General features: G+C 43.7%; 18 protein-coding genes. 16 read left to right on the top strand and 2 right to left on the bottom strand.

Features of this window, described 5'->3' with window-relative positions; genetic code table 11:
* Positions 1 to 12: 12 nt before the first annotated feature.
* A complete protein-coding gene (locus EL268_RS24890; protein ID WP_106654272.1) occupies positions 13 to 1,242 on the top strand; it encodes an MFS transporter in 1,230 nt (409 codons plus the stop codon).
* A 131-nt stretch (positions 1,243 to 1,373) separates the two neighbouring features.
* On the opposite strand, the gene EL268_RS24885 is transcribed toward EL268_RS24890, so the two are convergent.
* Positions 1,374 to 2,036 carry a LysR family transcriptional regulator gene (locus tag EL268_RS24885; RefSeq protein ID WP_269149414.1) on the bottom strand — a complete coding sequence of 221 codons (663 nt, stop codon included), beginning with the start codon at positions 2,034 to 2,036 and terminating at the stop codon, positions 1,374 to 1,376.
* Positions 2,037 to 2,043: 7 nt separating this feature from the next.
* On the opposite strand from EL268_RS24885, the gene EL268_RS24880 reads away from it, so the two are divergent.
* From EL268_RS24880 to EL268_RS33530, 15 genes are all read left to right on the top strand, one after another.
* Positions 2,044 to 2,820, top strand: coding sequence for a methyl-accepting chemotaxis protein (locus tag EL268_RS24880; RefSeq protein ID WP_106654273.1), 777 nt, complete (start codon positions 2,044 to 2,046; stop codon positions 2,818 to 2,820).
* 64 nt (positions 2,821 to 2,884) lie between these two features.
* Positions 2,885 to 3,430, top strand: coding sequence for a flavodoxin family protein (locus tag EL268_RS24875; protein WP_106654274.1), 546 nt, complete (start codon positions 2,885 to 2,887; stop codon positions 3,428 to 3,430).
* A gap of 306 nt (positions 3,431 to 3,736) precedes the next feature.
* Entirely contained in the window at positions 3,737 to 5,209 is a 1,473-nt protein-coding gene (locus tag EL268_RS24870) for a contractile injection system protein, VgrG/Pvc8 family (protein WP_106654275.1), read from the top strand.
* Between the two features lie 18 nt (positions 5,210 to 5,227).
* Positions 5,228 to 5,845: a hypothetical protein gene (locus tag EL268_RS24865; protein WP_106654276.1), complete on the top strand. Its 618-nt coding sequence runs from the start codon at positions 5,228 to 5,230 to the stop codon at positions 5,843 to 5,845.
* A gap of 1 nt (position 5,846) precedes the next feature.
* A complete protein-coding gene (locus tag EL268_RS24860; RefSeq protein ID WP_106654277.1) occupies positions 5,847 to 6,347 on the top strand; it encodes an imm11 family protein in 501 nt (166 codons plus the stop codon).
* Between the two features lie 11 nt (positions 6,348 to 6,358).
* Positions 6,359 to 6,982: a hypothetical protein gene (locus EL268_RS24855; RefSeq protein WP_106654278.1), complete on the top strand. Its 624-nt coding sequence runs from the start codon at positions 6,359 to 6,361 to the stop codon at positions 6,980 to 6,982.
* 38 nt (positions 6,983 to 7,020) lie between these two features.
* Positions 7,021 to 7,389 (top strand): DUF4280 domain-containing protein, encoded by a 369-nt coding sequence (locus tag EL268_RS24850; protein ID WP_106654279.1) that lies wholly within the window; start codon positions 7,021 to 7,023, stop codon positions 7,387 to 7,389.
* A 22-nt stretch (positions 7,390 to 7,411) separates the two neighbouring features.
* A complete protein-coding gene (locus EL268_RS24845; protein ID WP_197724033.1) occupies positions 7,412 to 10,378 on the top strand; it encodes a late control protein in 2,967 nt (988 codons plus the stop codon).
* A gap of 16 nt (positions 10,379 to 10,394) precedes the next feature.
* Positions 10,395 to 10,883, top strand: a complete 489-nt coding sequence (locus EL268_RS24840; protein WP_106657720.1) for a hypothetical protein — start codon at positions 10,395 to 10,397, stop codon at positions 10,881 to 10,883.
* Between the two features lie 318 nt (positions 10,884 to 11,201).
* On the top strand, positions 11,202 to 11,516 hold the full coding sequence (locus tag EL268_RS24835) for a hypothetical protein (protein ID WP_232030051.1): 315 nt from the start codon (positions 11,202 to 11,204) through the stop codon (positions 11,514 to 11,516).
* A 275-nt stretch (positions 11,517 to 11,791) separates the two neighbouring features.
* Positions 11,792 to 12,514: an Imm3 family immunity protein gene (locus EL268_RS24830; protein ID WP_106657719.1), complete on the top strand. Its 723-nt coding sequence runs from the start codon at positions 11,792 to 11,794 to the stop codon at positions 12,512 to 12,514.
* A 345-nt stretch (positions 12,515 to 12,859) separates the two neighbouring features.
* A complete protein-coding gene (locus EL268_RS24825; protein ID WP_106657718.1) occupies positions 12,860 to 13,348 on the top strand; it encodes a hypothetical protein in 489 nt (162 codons plus the stop codon).
* A gap of 303 nt (positions 13,349 to 13,651) precedes the next feature.
* Complete coding sequence (locus EL268_RS33150; protein WP_197724032.1) at positions 13,652 to 14,923, top strand: hypothetical protein; 1,272 nt, start codon at positions 13,652 to 13,654, stop codon at positions 14,921 to 14,923.
* 14 nt (positions 14,924 to 14,937) lie between these two features.
* Complete coding sequence (locus EL268_RS24815) at positions 14,938 to 15,444, top strand: hypothetical protein (protein ID WP_106657740.1); 507 nt, start codon at positions 14,938 to 14,940, stop codon at positions 15,442 to 15,444.
* 620 nt (positions 15,445 to 16,064) lie between these two features.
* The gene (locus EL268_RS33530) at positions 16,065 to 16,202 is read left to right on the top strand and encodes a hypothetical protein (RefSeq protein WP_232030049.1); all 138 of its coding nucleotides are present in this window, start codon (positions 16,065 to 16,067) and stop codon (positions 16,200 to 16,202) included.
* A 212-nt stretch (positions 16,203 to 16,414) separates the two neighbouring features.
* On the opposite strand, the gene EL268_RS24805 is transcribed toward EL268_RS33530, so the two are convergent.
* Entirely contained in the window at positions 16,415 to 17,266 is an 852-nt protein-coding gene (locus EL268_RS24805) for an NAD(P)-dependent oxidoreductase (RefSeq protein ID WP_106657739.1), read from the bottom strand.
* Between the last annotated feature and the right edge of the window lie 2 nt (positions 17,267 to 17,268).

The following is a 17,268-nucleotide window of genomic DNA, read 5'->3' as shown; positions in this document are numbered from 1 at the left end:
AGGGTGTGCTTTATGTGGCATCGACGCTTTATTTGCCTCTGGGCGGGTCAGACATTGGCCAACCTTGGGGATGTATTTTATATTGTCGCGTTTATTTCGGTCATGTACGCTGCAACTGGCTCCGTCATGTACACGGCGTTTATACCGGTTGTCATCGTAGCTTCGCAGTCTGTAAGCAGCTTGTTGGCTCCGTTGGTGTTTCAGCGCCTGTCGTTGACGGGCATGCTCGTGCTGTCGCAAGGATTGAAGACGTTACTTTTGGCTGTAGCCTCATTAGCTGTCAGCAGCGGTGTAGGAGAGCAGGGAGAGTGGATCTGGCTGTTGTTCGGATTGGGGTCAGCCATCGCCTTTATGGATGGCTGGGCAAACCCTGCGCGCAACGCTATGGTGCCGAAGTTGGTAGGACGAGAAGACCTCATGCGAGCGAATGGTTTGCTTGCCACCTCGGATCAAACCGTTCATTTTGCTGGCTGGGCCGCAGGGGGATTACTCGTTTCTTGGCTGGGAGCAGGTGTTGTTCTGTGGGGAACGGTTGGTGCCTATGTAGTGGCAACGATCGCGATGGCAGGCATTGCACCGGCAAGTGAAAAGCTGCATGAAAAACAGGCAGCCAGGGCGACGACAAACTGGCTCACTGGCTGGAAAACAATTCGCGATGTCCCTGTACTGCGATTGCTGGTCGCGATGGATGTCGTGATCGGCTTGTCCGGGGGTGTGTGGATCGCTGCGATTATGCTGCCATTTGTCCTCGATGTGCTTGGACAAGGAGAAGAATGGTGGGGCTACATCAATGCCGGTTACATGCTTGGAGCCATTGCGGGTGGGACGCTGCTTTTGATGTATGCGGAGCGAATGCGTCGCCATTTATTTCGCTGGATCGTTTGCAGTACGATTGGCGTCGGATTTTTTACCTTTTGTTTTGGCAGCAGTACGAACGCGCTGGTGGCACTGTTGTTTTCCTTTGCGCTGGGCCCGTTTTTGGAAATGGTGCATGTAAGCAAGCAGACACTTTTGCAGCAAGAGACGGAGGAAGCAGCACTGCCCTATGTCATGTCAGCAAAAGGAACGATTGATTTACTCGTTTTTGGTGCGTCTGCCTTGATGATGGGGGCTATCGCTGAATGGCAGGGAGTCCGGGCTGTCTATTACGTATCTGCTGGATTGTTGCTCATCGCTTTCCTTTTGGCGTTGCGTTTGCAAAAAAAGCAGACGGTGCATTCTAGTGGGGTTTCCGTAAATTAAAGCAAAAGCAGGCTGTCTTATCCGTAGACTTTTCTACTGGTAAGGCAGCCTTTTTTGATGATATGCTTCTTGATCATAAGAAGGTATATGTATTTTTTATCTATTTCCATAAAAAAATTTTATCGTAGTACTTACATCAGCTTCCTCTCTTTAATAAAATCAACAAACGCTTTTAATAGAGAGATTTGCATCGATTCCTTCTGATAGATCATCCACGATTTGCGCAAGATCGGCTCTCCGTGCTTCGTTCGCAATTGAATCCGGTAAAAGTCTTCACTGCCCGTCAACACAATCTGCGGGATGATGGCATAGCCGAATCCGCTCAAGACCATCTCCTTGCACCTCTCCATGTGATCCACTTCCATCGTGATTGAAGGCGGCTTGGAAAATGTCTCCTTCCACCAGTTGTCAAACAAGTTTTCCAGCGAAATATCGGTTTTGTACATGATTCTGGGGAGCCCGGGCAACTCATGCAGCGAAATCTCCCGCTTGGATACGATCCAGATGTTTTCTGTCATGATGAGATGCTTTTCCTCCGGCCAGTTGTAATCTCCGCGGATGAACCCGATATGGACATCCTGCTTGTACACGGAGTTCGTCAGTTCTGAGTTGCGGCTGGATGTTACCTTGAACTCCACGCCTCTCCTGCCCCGGTGCATGATCGTAATCCCGAATTCTTTTTCTAGCTGCTGAATGCGGTAGCTGAGCGAGGGTTGAGAGACATACAAAACCTCCGCTGTTTTGGTCATATTTTGCTGCTCGTAGAGTGTTTTCAAAAGCAGCCAATCCTTCAGCGGAAATATGGATCAAATCGCGAATGGCATCAATGACCTGAACAGCTTGACAGTCGAGATTCAGCGATTTACGGAGCAGACGCGAACGGCTTCCCTTGATATGATGGATGCTTTTCAGGAAGGGAAAGAAGCTGTCTTAGAGGCGTCTGCCAAAATGAATATGGTACAAAATCTGATGAACCAGAGCATGGAGTCCATGACAGAGCTGCATGTCCAATCAGAGCGAATCGGGCAAATCTCCACCATGATTTCGTCAATTTCCAACCAGACGAATCTGTTGTCGTTAAATGCAGCGATTGAAGCAGCGAGAGCGGGGGAAGCGGGCAGGGGATTTGCGGTGGTAGCCGATGAAATTCGCAAGCTGGCTCAGCAGACCGCTGATTCGACGCAAGACATTCAAGGGATCATTGATAACATCCAGTCGCAAATCTACCAGTTCATGAAGCGTTCAGAGGAAGGACATGGAGTGATCGAGGAGGGCGTTCGAATCGTTGGACAGACTGGCAAAACGTTAGGGGAATCCGTGGAGCGGGTACAACAGACCGTTGCCTCGATTGACGATATTAAACAGCGGATGGATGAGCAGGCCAAGCTGTTCAGGCAGATGGTCGATGCCGTTTTGGAAGTAACGGCTCTCTTGGAGGAAACATCGGCTGGCTCAGAGGAAGTACGTGCTGTGGCGGAAACGACGTTGGGCGATATGGACAGGCTGACGCAGTCTGTGACAGAACTGGATAAAATGACCCGACAGTTTGAAGCGTTGGTGAAGCACTTTAAGGTTTGAGTAAGCCAGATTTTCTCACTACAATAAAGAGGAGGGAAGAATAGGAGTCAGGAAGGGTGAGCACATGAACATTCTCGTTTTGCATGGAAGCTCCAGAGATGCGGGGAATACGGAGCAATTGACAAATCTAGCATTGGAAGGCGTGCCGCACACCAGTATCCGTCTGCGAGAGAAAAATATTCGCCCGATTCACGACCAGAGGCATGACGAGGGAGGCTTCGATGCAGTCGCGGATGATTACGATGAAGTGACAGAGGCGGTGCTCGCCCATGATTTTCTGATTTTCTCCACGCCGATTTATTGGTACGGCATGTCCGGTCATATGAAAAACTATGTGGATCGCTGGTCGCAGAGCTTGCGTGACAAGCGTTATTCCTTCAAAGAATCTCTCGGACAAAAGCAGGCATATGTCATTACGACTGGCGGAGACCAGCCCAGAGTAAAGGGACTGCCACTGATTCAGCAGTTTCAGTATGTTTTTTCTTTTGTCGGAATGCCATTTGCGGGCTATATCATCGGGGAAGGCAACAAACCTGGTGATGTATGGTCAGATCAACGGGCAGTAGAGGAAGCGAAGATTTTTAATGAGTGGCTGAAGGCCAAACAATAGCCTGAAAGACCGGAGAGAATTCCGGTCTTTCTTTTCTTTAAAACGAGCTCCTCATTCATCTAATAAAACTGCTTGTAGCCCAGCTACCTATGTGTTAGTAGTTACAGGGTAATGGTCAACAAGTAGGTAGGGCGATTGGACATTTCCAAAAACAGGGTAAAAAGCACTAGATTGAAAATAAAAAAAGGACTTTATGCTTATTTATGGTAATCGAAACAACTACTACCATTAATTTATCTATCAATAATGGTCTATTTTGGTATAAGAGATAGAACATTGGATATATCCACGGAGGGAGGAGTCTACGTGAGTAATCGGGTTTTAACCTATGGAAATATTCAAGTGACACCTTACAAATTCACGCATTTGCAATCACTAAAAGTGGTTAAAAAGATGAACGAACACGCGAAGGTAACGATCACGGGCATTATTCCAGATGAGCTGAGAGACAGCTATGTGAATCTAACAAATGAACAAACGCATATCAAAATAGCTTTGACGGACGAGAAGGGGCAGCCGAAGCCATGGTTTCAAGGCATCGTGACGAATGTAAACATCCAATCTGTCAGGGGCATTTATTACCTAACAGTGAAGGCTGTTTCACATAGCTACTTATTGGATGTCAAACCGAGAAAACGCTCATTCCAAAATCCAGCGATGACTTATGCGGCGCTAGTCAAAATGGTGCTGTCCGCATATGGGAAAGCCGATTTTATTGATTCGGTCACGAACGGCAAGGCGATCAATACGTTTGTGATGCAATATGATGAAACCGACTGGCAGTTTCTCAAGAGGATGGCTTCGCGATTCTATACGGGCTTGGTGCCTGCAACGGCTTTTGATCTACCCAAATTTTATTTCGGTCTGCCTAAAGGGAAGGACAAAGGCAAGCTAGAGGTCGCGCATTATACGGTACAAAAGAGGGTGGGGGAATATCAGAGCGCTGCGGAAAACCGAGTGCCAGGAATTGATGATCAAGATTTTACGGTATATGAAGTGGAAAGCCCGCAGATCCTCGAAGTCGGTGATGAAGTGAGCTTCAAGTCCAAGAAGCTTGTCGTCGGAGAAGCTGTCACTGAAATGAAGGAAGGAATACTGACGCATACCTACAAGCTCTTTCCACATAAGGGACTCTCGCGCAAGAAAATGTATAACAACGCGATCATCGGTGCCTCTATCCAAGGGCGCGTTCTTCAGATTCAAAAAGATAATATCAGAGCCAAACTAGACATGGATGATCAACAGGATGAGAGTACCGCTTACTGGTTCCCTTATTCGACGATCTATACATCCGAGAACAATACAGGTTGGTATGTCATGCCGGAAATAGGCGACCAGATACGAATCTACTTCCCGAGCAAAAAGGAAGAGGACGGTATTGCCATCAGCTCGGTGCTCCGAGATAACCCAGATGCCAAATCTCCGGCTCCCCAAAAGTCCTCCGCTCCAAGTAGCTCAAGACCGAGCGCGGGCGCGGGTCCCGATCGGATGAAAGATCCGGCTGTGAAGACCTTCCGCACGAAATACGGCAAGGAGATCATGCTGGCGCCAGATAAGATCGTGATATCAGCAGGCGGTATGTCTATCACAATCAGCGATGATACCGGAATCGAGATCGTGAGTGATAAAAATGTGAGCATTAGTGCTAGTAAAGAGGCGTATCTGATCGGGCAAACGCTACGCGTCAAAGCTGATAAGATCGAGCTGATTGGAAAAGGAAACACCATTTCATTAAATGAAAAGATCGAGATCAAGGGAACAGAGATAAAAATGAACTAATGGGAGGAACACACGGTCATGATGAAAGAAGAAGCACTCCAGCATCTGCACGACCAGGTGTTTTTGCCTGCTTTGGCAGAACGGGTGGCGGCAGTCCAGCTATTTTTCCATCAACATCAAGCCCAGCTCGTCGATGAGTTTGTGGAGTCGTTTCGACAGATCGCAAGTCGGATCAAAGTCATGCAGGATCGTGAGGAGCTAGCACCTGTTGGATTTATTCATTACTCCATGCTGAGGACATCTATTCTGGAAGGTACTTATACCTACCTCATCGAGGCTTATACAGATCAGTGGTATTGGGAACCTGTCGAATGCTATGCCAGATACGACGCCAATTGGGCTTTTCAAGAGATTTCATCGTTGATTCGTCTTCTAGATGAGCAGCGTAAAAAGTACATCGGTGTTCTACACACAGCGGATGTGGAGCATATGGTATGGAAGCGTTTGGATTGTTTTGGTCAAATGGTGACGGATCTGATCCGGATAGCGATCCAAGAAGCCATAAAACTCCCAGAGTATTCGGAGATAAATAAGGCGAAATGTTTGCGCATCAGAGTCGGGGAGTTTAAAGACTTTAGCGAAGATGTGCATATCGATGATGGTTCCACACGAGATCAAATCAAGGGGGCGGGATGACTTGAGAGATTACTACCAACTCATGGATGACAGTCGAATCGCTCAAAAGGTGAAACCGCTGGGTCTACGAAAGGAAGACAACTTCGCACAGCTCCCGCCTGTCTCGATTTTAGATGTCGCTGAACATAGCTTCAACGAATACACAGACTGGCTGGAAAAGCCTGTGCCTATGATGTCACAACAGATGAAGTCGATTATCGAGAAATACAATCCGAGAATTCAGTGGAAATGTGTCCATTTGATAGACAAGCGATCTGGCTCACAAAACGTGTACTGGGTCATGCAAATACCTACCTTGGATTGTCTTTCACAGGATAGCGAGTTTTATCTAAATGGAACCGTAAAGAGACTTGTGTTAGACCACGAAAAGATCAAGGCGCATCATTTTTTTGCCATTGAAGGAATTTTGGAGCCGTATATCGTGGTGAGTCTCGATGCAGCAGAAAGCTTACTGCGTAGAAGCTATACGGGCTTCGTTTTACAAAAAGTAGAGCAGGCGTAACGGAGGGAGTTATGACCGTTTACTGGGATGAGAAGATCTTGGATGCCTGGAATGACATCCAGAAACGACGTGAAATCAAGGAAGTAGAAGAGAAGATGGCACAAATGTCACCTGAAGAATGGCTGGCAGGAGTGCAGCTTGGTGTCATAGAGTACGAAGGGCAAACGATTTATTGTGAAGAGAAGCTATTTTTCGACGAGCAGGTGGCGATTCATCTCCCAACGTCTATGTGGCTGATTCCTAGAGGGATCGAATCAAAAGGAAATACAACTCACCAGCATGATCAGATGACTTACAAAAATGAAAAAGGCACAGTCATGTTTGGTCTGACACATATGACGCACCTCATACAGATGGACGATGTAGAGCAATTTTTGAGTACAATGACGATTCAGTTGAAAAAAAAGCAAGCGGGCTTGCAAGTCGTACATAACGAAGTGATTGAGCTCAGTGAAGTGAAGGTGGTGAGTAGCGAATTCGTCATACCGCTAAAGAACGGGAAGTATTATCAAATCTTGTTTGTTACTGCACTAGAGGGGAGATTGCTGCTCGGTAGCTTCCATTTCGCAGCTGACGAAGTGATTGTATGGCAGCCATTAGCTAGGGCCTTGATTCGAACGATGCGACTGGTATGAGTTATTGCAACGTTATGTAACGAAAGGGGAGTAGGGAGATGCTTTTGTCTTTGCTTCAACTTCTGGCTCCGAAGGCACACGGTGAGTATTCCTATGTTGTACGTGGGGCAACCGTAAAATGCAGTGAGGGAACAGACACCAGCTTTTTAAATTTGCCGCAATGCCACGGAGTATACGCGCGTGGTAAACCGGTCATGAATATTGCCGATAACGTTGTCGATGCCAATATTGGATGTTTTGGTATTTGCAGGGAAACAGGAACCGTATGTAGACCAATGATAGCTAACAAGTGGACGGATGGAAAGCACGATGTACTGGTAAAAAACGAGCCAGCATTACTCAGTAAGTCGGAGCTGATTTGTACTGTCAAAGGGATTATTACGATTGAAAAGGATGGGCAGGATTGATGTGATTGAAGGAGAGGAGTTTATGCAGGGAACTGATGGAGTCATGACCTACCAGGATATACAAATTGTCTGGTCCTATGGAACGATCCGACTTGATCGGTTGGAATTTGTCCATCAAACTGGCGAACATGCAAAATTACGCTTTACAGGTATTGTTCCCGAAGAAAAAGAAGATGAGATTATACATAGAGCAAGCAGCCACGACGTAATTGAGCTGTGTCAGAAGGTAGGAAAGCAGAAGAAGTCGATATTTATCGGACGACTACATCATGTGGAGATCAAGGTTGTCCGTGATGTCCACTATTTGACGGTGGAAGCTGTATCGCATACCTATGCCATGGATATGGGCGTGAAGATGTGTTCTTTTCAAGACGAGAGCCGATTGTACTCAAGTATTGTAGATGAGCTGGTGTCGAAGTATCCTGGTGGAGATATGATCGATAATGCCTTCAATGATCTCAAGCAGGGCAAATACATCATGCAGTATGAAGAGACGGACTGGATGTTTTTAAAACGAATTGCCTCTCACGTAGGGGCTGTCCTCGTACCAGATGTGAGTGCGAATAAGGTGCGCTTCTGGGTCGGTCTACCAGAGGGAAGAAAGCAGATCAAGCTGAAAGACAGGCCATACGAGGTTAACCAGTCCATCGCACCATACAGAACCTACACGTTTGAACACGACGATGTTTTAGAGCTTGGGGATGAAGTGCTGCGAGAGGGGCAGACCTTCGCTATTACCAAGCGAATAGCAAGCATGGTAGATGGTCTATTCAGGTGGACGTATGTTTGCGCAACTCGCAAAAGTGTGAAACAAAAGAAGATCTATAACAAAGCCATCATCGGTGCCGCTATCGACGGGAAAATCATTCAAATCGGACGAAACCAAGTCAAAATCCATCTTACTATCGATAAAACGCAAGACAAGAGCAAGGCACAGTGGTTCCCGTATGGGGCGGAAGGCAACCAAATCCTATACCTCATGCCGGAGATCGGCTCTAAAGTAAAATTGTATTTCCCAGGTGCCGATGAGGACGATGCGATGGTCATCAACTCCGTCCGTCATGCGCCACAGGGAAGCTTTGTCGAGAAGAACGACAAGCGAATGGTGGACCCGGGAGTCAAATCGTTTGGCATCCCACAAGGAAAAGAATTCACCATGGGAGACACCGAACTGAGGATGACCGCCAAAGAAGGTGCGTTGGAAATCTCGCTGAGTAGCCTCTGGGGTGTGAGTCTGAACAGTACCACGAATGTAAACATTCACGCGTCAGGAGAGCTGAATGTAAATGGTGCCGCTGTCTACATGGTGGGTTCGGCAGGGATGTACCTCGATACAGCTGCGGATACGATCGCATTAGTAGAAGAGAACGACACGAGTAGCGATCAGATTCTTCTGGATGCGGAGAAGAGTCATTCGTTTGCACCAATCTTGAGTCCGTTTGAACAAGATATTAAGAGTCTAGGCTGGCAGGGCGCGGTAGATAAACGACTCGCAGATCACGATACGGCCGAAGCCAAAGGGGAAGGTGAAGTCGTTGAAGAGACCCTGTCGTCGCTATGGAACTTTGCCGTAGATGTTGTCGATGTTGCCTACACGGGAGTACAATTGTTAGCGAGTGATGAGGGGGAGACGGTCACCAACATCAGGGGAACTAAGGTTAAGTCGTTAACCGAGGGGAACAACTTAGCAAAAGAAACAAAACAAAAAGCTACGAGTGCGGCAAACTATGTAGGAGATGTGTTTCAGGGCGAAAAGTCGTTAGGTGAAATCGGTCAAGATCTACAAGCGGCTGGTACAAAAGTCGGTGAGAGCGTCATGCAGGACTACGTTATTCCGGTCGGGGTGAATTGGCTACACCATATAGAAGACAAGTATGGAGGTAAAGAAGCAAAGCTAAAAAGAACACTGGAGGAAAGCTACCAACGAGGTAGGAATAGGGGAAGAGTGGATGTCATAGGTGCTGAGGTAATCGCGAGTGGACTGTCAGGTGGAATGGGTGGAGCCGCTATAAAGACAGTGACTACAGCAGCCAAACTGAAGCCAGATGGACCAAATAGGGATCGTACGCCAGATGGTAACGGCAGAGATGGTAGCAATGGAAGCGACGGAAATGGAACTCCATTATTCGGGCTTTTTGACTCTATTAAAAAAGATATGGAAACGCTGGATGGGAAGTTCAAAACGAAGGCGAAGACTGTTGAAGATGCGTTGAAAGAAATGCAAGAGATGGTTGATAGTTTTTTAGCTGCTATGCAAGGATTTTCCAAGCTGGTTCCCGATACAGGTAGGCCGATGTCATTTTCGTTGGACGGGAATGGTGGTGGCGGGCATAACAATAATCATGGGAATAATAGAAATAATAAGCCAGATAATGAGGGGACGGATAAAGCTAAGGGAACTCATGAGGGTAAGTATTTAACTGATCCTGCGGAAATGAGACCATATATAATACCTCCAGAAGATGGATTTCAAGCTTTTATTGAGAGAAAATATATTGATATAAGAAAAATAGGTTTAGAAGATGTACCAACGGTTGCCAAAAATACAGGATTAACGGAATCTGAAGTTGCCGGGATTAAAAAACATTTGTTTTTGACTATTCATGATCTATCAGTAGATGGTAAACCTTATCAAAAACTATATATGCAAGGAGATCAAGATATTGCTTACGGTTGGCAACAGGCACAAAAAAGAGAACTCAAAAAAGAAGAAAAGGACTGGTTTAGGGAGCTTGCAAATCATGAATTGAAAGAAAGCGATATAATGAAGTTTGGGGTTAGGAACGAGAAGGGAGAAATTATTTCTGGACCATTGCCGTTAAGAGATCAATCTACATGGAACGTTGACAAAAAAAGATTTAATATTGTACCTTCGAAAAATGCACATGATAAAGCGGATGAAACTGACCCGAATCCGCCACCATTCCCAGGATATGATCCTGTGAAAGACGTAAACAAATACTATGCTGATGATCCTGATGACTATTAATTTTGAGGTGACGATAATGAATCTGAAAGTGGCAATAGCAAGAATTAATAATATAAGATGGGACCGAATCGGGTCCAATTCTTCAGAGGTAGAGGCTGACTTAGCATGTGAATTTTTAAGAAGACTAGCTCAGTTTTTTAAGGAGAATTCAATAAAACCAATGCCACCTATTATTGCAAATATAGCCAAACTCTTAGGTGACAATGAAGACGAAGTGACTATTTCAGATTATTGTAACGTGGAATCAATGGGGGCTTCTGGTAAGAATGTTTACGTGTATAAAGTGTTTGAATACTATTTACAATTAGCGAAGTTTGCAGACAAAAATAAAGATGCTATAAAATATTTAAGTGTATATGAACCATTATTGAAAATCTTTGAGAGAGAAGGAATGGTTGTTCTTAAACCACGTGAGTTAAATGTAGAAAAATGTGCACATATTCCGTTAAATAGTTGGTATGATAAATTCGTTGACATGAAGCCATTAGATATTGACAATTTATGATTCTTAGGATCTGTCAAAAATTTAGCTTAAACTTGGTTTACAACCCCAACAACAAGATCGTACAATACAACCAACAAAGCCACGATACGAGCTAGCGGCCCGTGTTGTGGTTTTTTTCGTTCTCTGATAAGATGGCGATGGATGATTAAATAGATCCCACTCAGTTCTGAATGAACCCATCATTCAACCAATTACATACTTAACCCATGTAATTTCTGTATAAAGGTTTCTTCATTTTGGTTATACGCACATGGAGCTTGAATTCAATTCAATATAATAGCATTACATTGAACAGGTTGATTATGGTCAGATACCACCATGATTGACCTGTTTTTATATGCAGATGATTTGTACATCATCCCCGAGCTTGGCTCAAAGGTAAAGCTGTACTTCCCGAGCGCCGAAGAGGACGACGGCATGGTCATGAACTCCGTGCGCCATGCGCCTAAAGGAGCGGATGCTGAGAAGCAGGAGCGGCAAATGCAGGACCCCGGTGTGAAGACGTTTGGGAATCCACAGGGGAAAGAGTTCACGCTCGGGGATAAAGAGCTGATGATGACGGCCAAGGAAGGGATGCTCTACATCTCGATGAACAAGGATGTTGGCGTCAGTCTGAAAAGTACTTCTAAATAACGTTATTCTGTTGCAATGAACAGGTCGATTATGGTCAGATACTACCATGATTGACCTGTTTTTATGTGTAGCCGAATGAAAGTAGATTTTGTAGCTAATGAAAGAGAGCAATTGACTACTGAAGTTCTATTGAAAAGTAATTGTAGGAAACCGAAAGGCTGCGTGTAGAGCTTTCAAGAACCAGGTGGCGAAAGAGAAGTATAAGAACATTCATTGAAGTACTTCATAATCAAGGAAATCCTATCACACCAATAAAAAAAACGGGAGGTTAGACCATGATTCCTAAATTAAATTATAGAGAGATTTTGAACTCATTTGATGAGACATTTCAGGAATATAAATATAGGAACATGAGTAATTTAGAAGCATTGGCCAAGACTTTCGAAGATTTCGAGCTAATAATGAAAAGTGGTGATCTAGAAAAAGCTACAATTTTAGTTAGGTATAGTGAGCTAGTATTAAAGCAACCCTACGTATTTCATAAATCAAAAGACATAATAATAAAGCTTTTAGATGAGGTTGACTACGAAATTCTACGACATATACTATCTGAAAGCGAATATAAAGAGTTAATTAAGCGAAAGAAAGAAGTTTTATATAATCTAAGTAAAAAACAATTAACGAATAATGCAAGAGCGATGTGGTACTATGACGAAATGATTGATGAAGTAAACAACTACTATCATTCTATAACTTTAAAAGACAAAACTCCTGATCAAATAGCAAAAGAGGTATTGGAGAGATTTAAAAGAGATTGTAGAAACACAAAGAGTGAAAAAATCGGAGTCTACACTACATTAGCTGAAAGATTATTAGAGGACGGATTGACGGATACTATTGAACTTAAACATATTGAAATTACCCTTAAAGAAATTAACGTTGATGATGTAGGAGAACAACTGTCTAAAAATGAAAAACAAAAATTGCAATTGAGAATAGAACGGGTATTAGAACGTTTGGCAGATAATTTAAAGCTCAACCTCATAATAAGTACTTGACTCTTTAAATATAGTAGCTGCCGACGATTGCATGGGTATGTCAAAAGTTTGGAGTAAACTTGGTTTACAACTCCAACAGCAAAATCGTACAATACAACAAATCAAACACAAAAAAGCTTAAACTAACTTTCAAAGGCTTATTCCAACTTGAACGATGAGAAGGAATGAGCCTTTTTCTTTTTGCAGCGAGAGGTAACCATATTTTATACCCCATGCCAGAAATATAGGTACAGATGCATGAGAATCGATTTGGTCAGGCTGACTCATTCCCAGGCTATAATTTATTCGATAATGTACTGAAGCATTCAGATAAACCTAATAAGATTTAATAATGAGGTGAGAAAATTGTATCTAAACGAAGTAGTTTCAAGGATAAACCAAATTAAATGGAATGAAGTACGTACTAAAGAAAACGAGGAAAATTCTAAACTAGGTATTGAATATTTGAGGAGACTGGCAGTTTTTTTCAGGGAAGAATCTGTGAGGCCAACACATCCAATGATAGCAAATATAGCAAAAATACTTGGTGATTTTGAGGAAGGAATCAAAATTTCGGATTTTTGCAGTAAAGAAGCATCAGATTTTTTAACTAAAGAAGCGTATTTTGGTAAAGTATTTGAGTATTACATTCAGTTAGCAAGATATGTTGACATTAATCCAACCTATTCCAAGTATCTCAGTGTTTATGAACCACTAATTAGAATTGCAGAAAGGGGTGGGTTTTTCGTTCTTAAACCTCATGAGTTGGATATAATAAATGTATCATACATTCCTTTGGGTAATTGGTATGAAAGATATGTGATAAAAGAACCTATCGATATAAGCAACCTATAAACTAATATTTAGGGAAAGAAAAAACTGGTGGTGGGGCTACACAGTAGGGTCTGTCAAAAGTTTGTGTAAACACGTGTACAAACCCAACAACAAGATCATACAATACAACCAACAAACCCAACACTAAACAACTCAAACACTTGATAAACTATCAAAAGCTCTTTCCAACTTGAACCATGAGTAGGAATGAGCTTTTTTGCATGTCTGGAATGAAAGATTTGGCGGGTAACAGGCCATTCCTTCGTCAGGAATCTAATACGGGTACATGGTTCATATCGTGGGACGGTGGTGGTGATTCTCGGGATGAGCAAAGGCTACGGGAAAAGGGAGACGGTCACCAACATCAGGGGAACTAAGGTTAAGTCGTTAACCGAGGGGAACAACTTAGCAAAAGAAACAAAACAAAAAGCTACGAGTGCGGCAAACTATGTAGGAGATGTGTTTCAGGGCGAAAAGTCGTTAGGTGAAATCGGTCAAGATCTACAAGCGGCTGGTACAAAAGTCGGTGAGAGCGTCATGCAGGACTACGTTATTCCGGTCGGGGTGAATTGGCTACACCATATAGAAGACAAGTATGGAGGTAAAGAAGCAAAGCTAAAAAGAACACTGGAGGAAAGCTACCAACGAGGTAGGAATAGGGGAAGAGTGGATGTCATAGGTGCTGAGGTAATCGCGAGTGGACTGTCAGGTGGAATGGGTGGAGCCGCTATAAAGACAGTGACTACAGCAGCCAAACTGAAGCCAGATGGACCAAATAGGGATCGTACGCCAGAGGGTAACGGCAGAGATGGTAGCAATGGAAGCGACGGAAATGGAACTCCATTATTCGGGCTTTTTGACTCTATTAAAAAAGATATGGAAACGCTGGATGGGAAGTTCAAAACGAAGGCGAAGACTGTTGAAGATGCGTTGAAAGAAATGCAAGAGATGGTTAATAGTTTTTTAGCTGCTATGCAAGGATTTTCCAATCTGGTTCCCGATACAGGTAGGCCGATGTCATTTTCGCTGGACGGGAATGGTGGTGGCGGGCATAACAATAATCATGGGAATCATGGGAATAATAGAAATAAGAAGCCAGATAATGAGGGGACGGATAAAGCTAAGTACGATTATAAAAAGGTTGAAGAGGTAGAGAACAGAATTAGACATGAATCTAAAGAGCATGGGCAGTTTTTTGACAAGGATGGTAATTTAATTGGGGACACAGTTATTGGTACTGAGAAGGCAATAGATGTTAGTGATTATAGGGACAGAGGAAAAGATGCTGTGTTTACTCATAATCATCCTACTAATGGACCGTTTAGTTTGGAAGATATGATGGTAGCTGTAGACTTTGATATGCTAGAGATGAGAGCAATAACTCCCAATGGAAAGACGTTCAGTATGACAAGAGGAATTGACGGATGGAAAGTTGATGGACAGTCAGTTCGAATGGTGTATCGATTAGTACAAGAGGAGTTAAGAGCAGATGTTAATTTCAATAAGCTATATAAAGAGGGACGAATGGATGAAGCATGGGACATGTTTTATGATAAGGTAGCAGAAAGAATTGGTGGGGAATATAAACGAAAATAGGACGGTGATAAATATTGAACAAGAAGTTTCTTTATAGTAAACCTAGTATTATAGGGGTATTGGATTCAGGAAATGATGAATTTAACGATATAGGTTCTTGGCTTTTTGATGATTCACCAGCATTACTCAGAAAAAAATTTAGGGAAGATTCTTTGGATGAATTAGTAATGGAATTAATTGATATTTTCCGAGAAGGAAATCCGAATTATCAGGAACTGGCTGGTTTATTTGGCTTGGTTAAAATAGAAGAGGATGAACAAGAAGGATTAAAAATATGGAACGTAAGGAATATTGAACGGCTAGCAGGTGATTTAAATAAAATTGAAATGCACATTGATGCTCAAAGTTTAATTATTAATAAGCTATATTTATATATAAACGAGTTGTCTAATTTACAAACAATTAAACAGAAATTAAATGATAAGTTTGAAGAGGTATCTTATCAGGATATTAACGGAGGGCTTATATTTAATGAAAAAGAGCTTATTATAGGCATTATAAAAGTACCAGAGGAGAAGTAAAATGGTGAAGCCTTAGCGTGTTCATCAAAAAAATAGTGTAAACTTGATTTACAACTCCAACAACAAGATCGTAAAATACAACCAACATTGCCACGATACGAGCTTGCCGCCCGTGTTGTGGTCTTTTTCGTTCTTTAGTATGAATACAGCGGTTGATGAAATAGACCCCCAACCAGTGCCGAATAAACCCATTGTTCAATAAATAACACATATAGCCCATGTAATACCCGCATAAAGGATTCTTCATTTTTGTTGTACGCACGTGAAGCTTGAATTTTATAACCTATTTAACGTAATAGCATTGCATCGAACAGGTCGATTATGGTCAGATACCACCATGATTGATCTGTTTTTTGTTATCTTCGCTTGCTCACAGCTTTTTTTTAATTTATCGCAACAATTTGGCAGAATAAAACGATGGTTAGTGTGAGGAGCGGTCAAAGAATTTTTCATCGCAACTAAGCGAGTAGAAGTTCCGACTATTAACGGTGTAGAGTTCAAAATCTAGTGACGACCAGTTTACATATATTAGGCGATGGTAACGTTGAATGGCTAGCCACCTTCCCAACTTCATAGCCGCCATGCGGTGGCATAAAACGATGAGAAGGATGGTAATAAAAATGAGTAACTTCTGGTTGATTAAGAATAACCAAGCCACTAATGAGAAAATGGACGCGGTGAGTCAAGAGAGTCAGTTCACGTCACAGCATAAGGGATTTACCAAAGTGCCGCATAAAATCCATCGGGCTTCGGTTTGAGTCCGTATGAGAAGTTAATTCTGATTGACCTAATCGCTTATATGAGCGACAAGAGTCAGTTCTATCCGACCATTGAAATGATGGCTAGAAACATCGGGTGTAGTTCTAAGTCAGTAGAACGTCATATCAAGGAATTGGCAGGCAAGAAGAATCCGGTAACGACGACACATAAAAAACCCCCACTTCAACCGGTAGGTAGGTGGGGGGAGTATTCATTTTCCCTCGAGATGACGCAGGATCGCCATCAAATCCAGCTCGCCCAAGCCTTCTTCCAATGCATGACGATAGGTCGCATTTACGGATTCAGCCAATGGGGTAGAGACGCCTGCTTCATTCGCAAGGCGAAGGTCCTTGGCCATATGCTTCAGGGCAAAGGCAGCCGGATAGTCGTCAGCGAGGATGGATGCCGCTTTTCCGCGAATGAGTGGTGTTCCTACGGCGCTCTCGGAAATGATGTCCAGCATTTGCTCCGTACCAATGCCGAGGGATCGTGCGAATAGTAATGTTTCAGACACACCTTGTACTGTAATGCCGAGCAGCAGGTTGATCGCCAGCTTCGCAGATGTACCCGCTCCGTTTGGTCCCAAATAAAACGCGGCTTTACCCAGCTTGTCCAGCATAGGCTTGGCTACCTCAAAATCAGCCTGCTCTCCGCCTACCATGATGACGAGCTTGCCTTCTTTGGCAGGCCCTACGCTACCGGACACAGGTGCATCGAGAAAGCGCAGTCCAGCTTCCTGGGCTTGGTCCGCGATATAACGGGATGTATCCGGTGAAATCGTGCTCATATCTACTGCAAGCTTGTCTTGAATGGACAGGCTCAAGAGACCGTCTGTGCCAGTATAGATTGCTTTTACTGCATCATCATCGCTTACCATCGTGAACAGTACATCGCATTGTGCTACCAAATCTGACAGAGTGGCTGTCTCCTTCGCACCCAATGCCACCAATGGTGCAGCTTTTCCCGGTGTACGATTCCAGACACGTACGTCGTAGCCTGCAGTCAGCAGGTTGCTAGCCATTGGAATGCCCATGTTTCCCAAACCAATCCAACCGATGATCATCG

Origin of the sequence: Brevibacillus brevis (genome assembly GCF_900637055.1) — a bacterium.
GTDB lineage: Bacteria > Bacillota > Bacilli > Brevibacillales > Brevibacillaceae > Brevibacillus > Brevibacillus brevis.
This window is presented reverse-complemented; position numbering and strand designations above follow the sequence as displayed.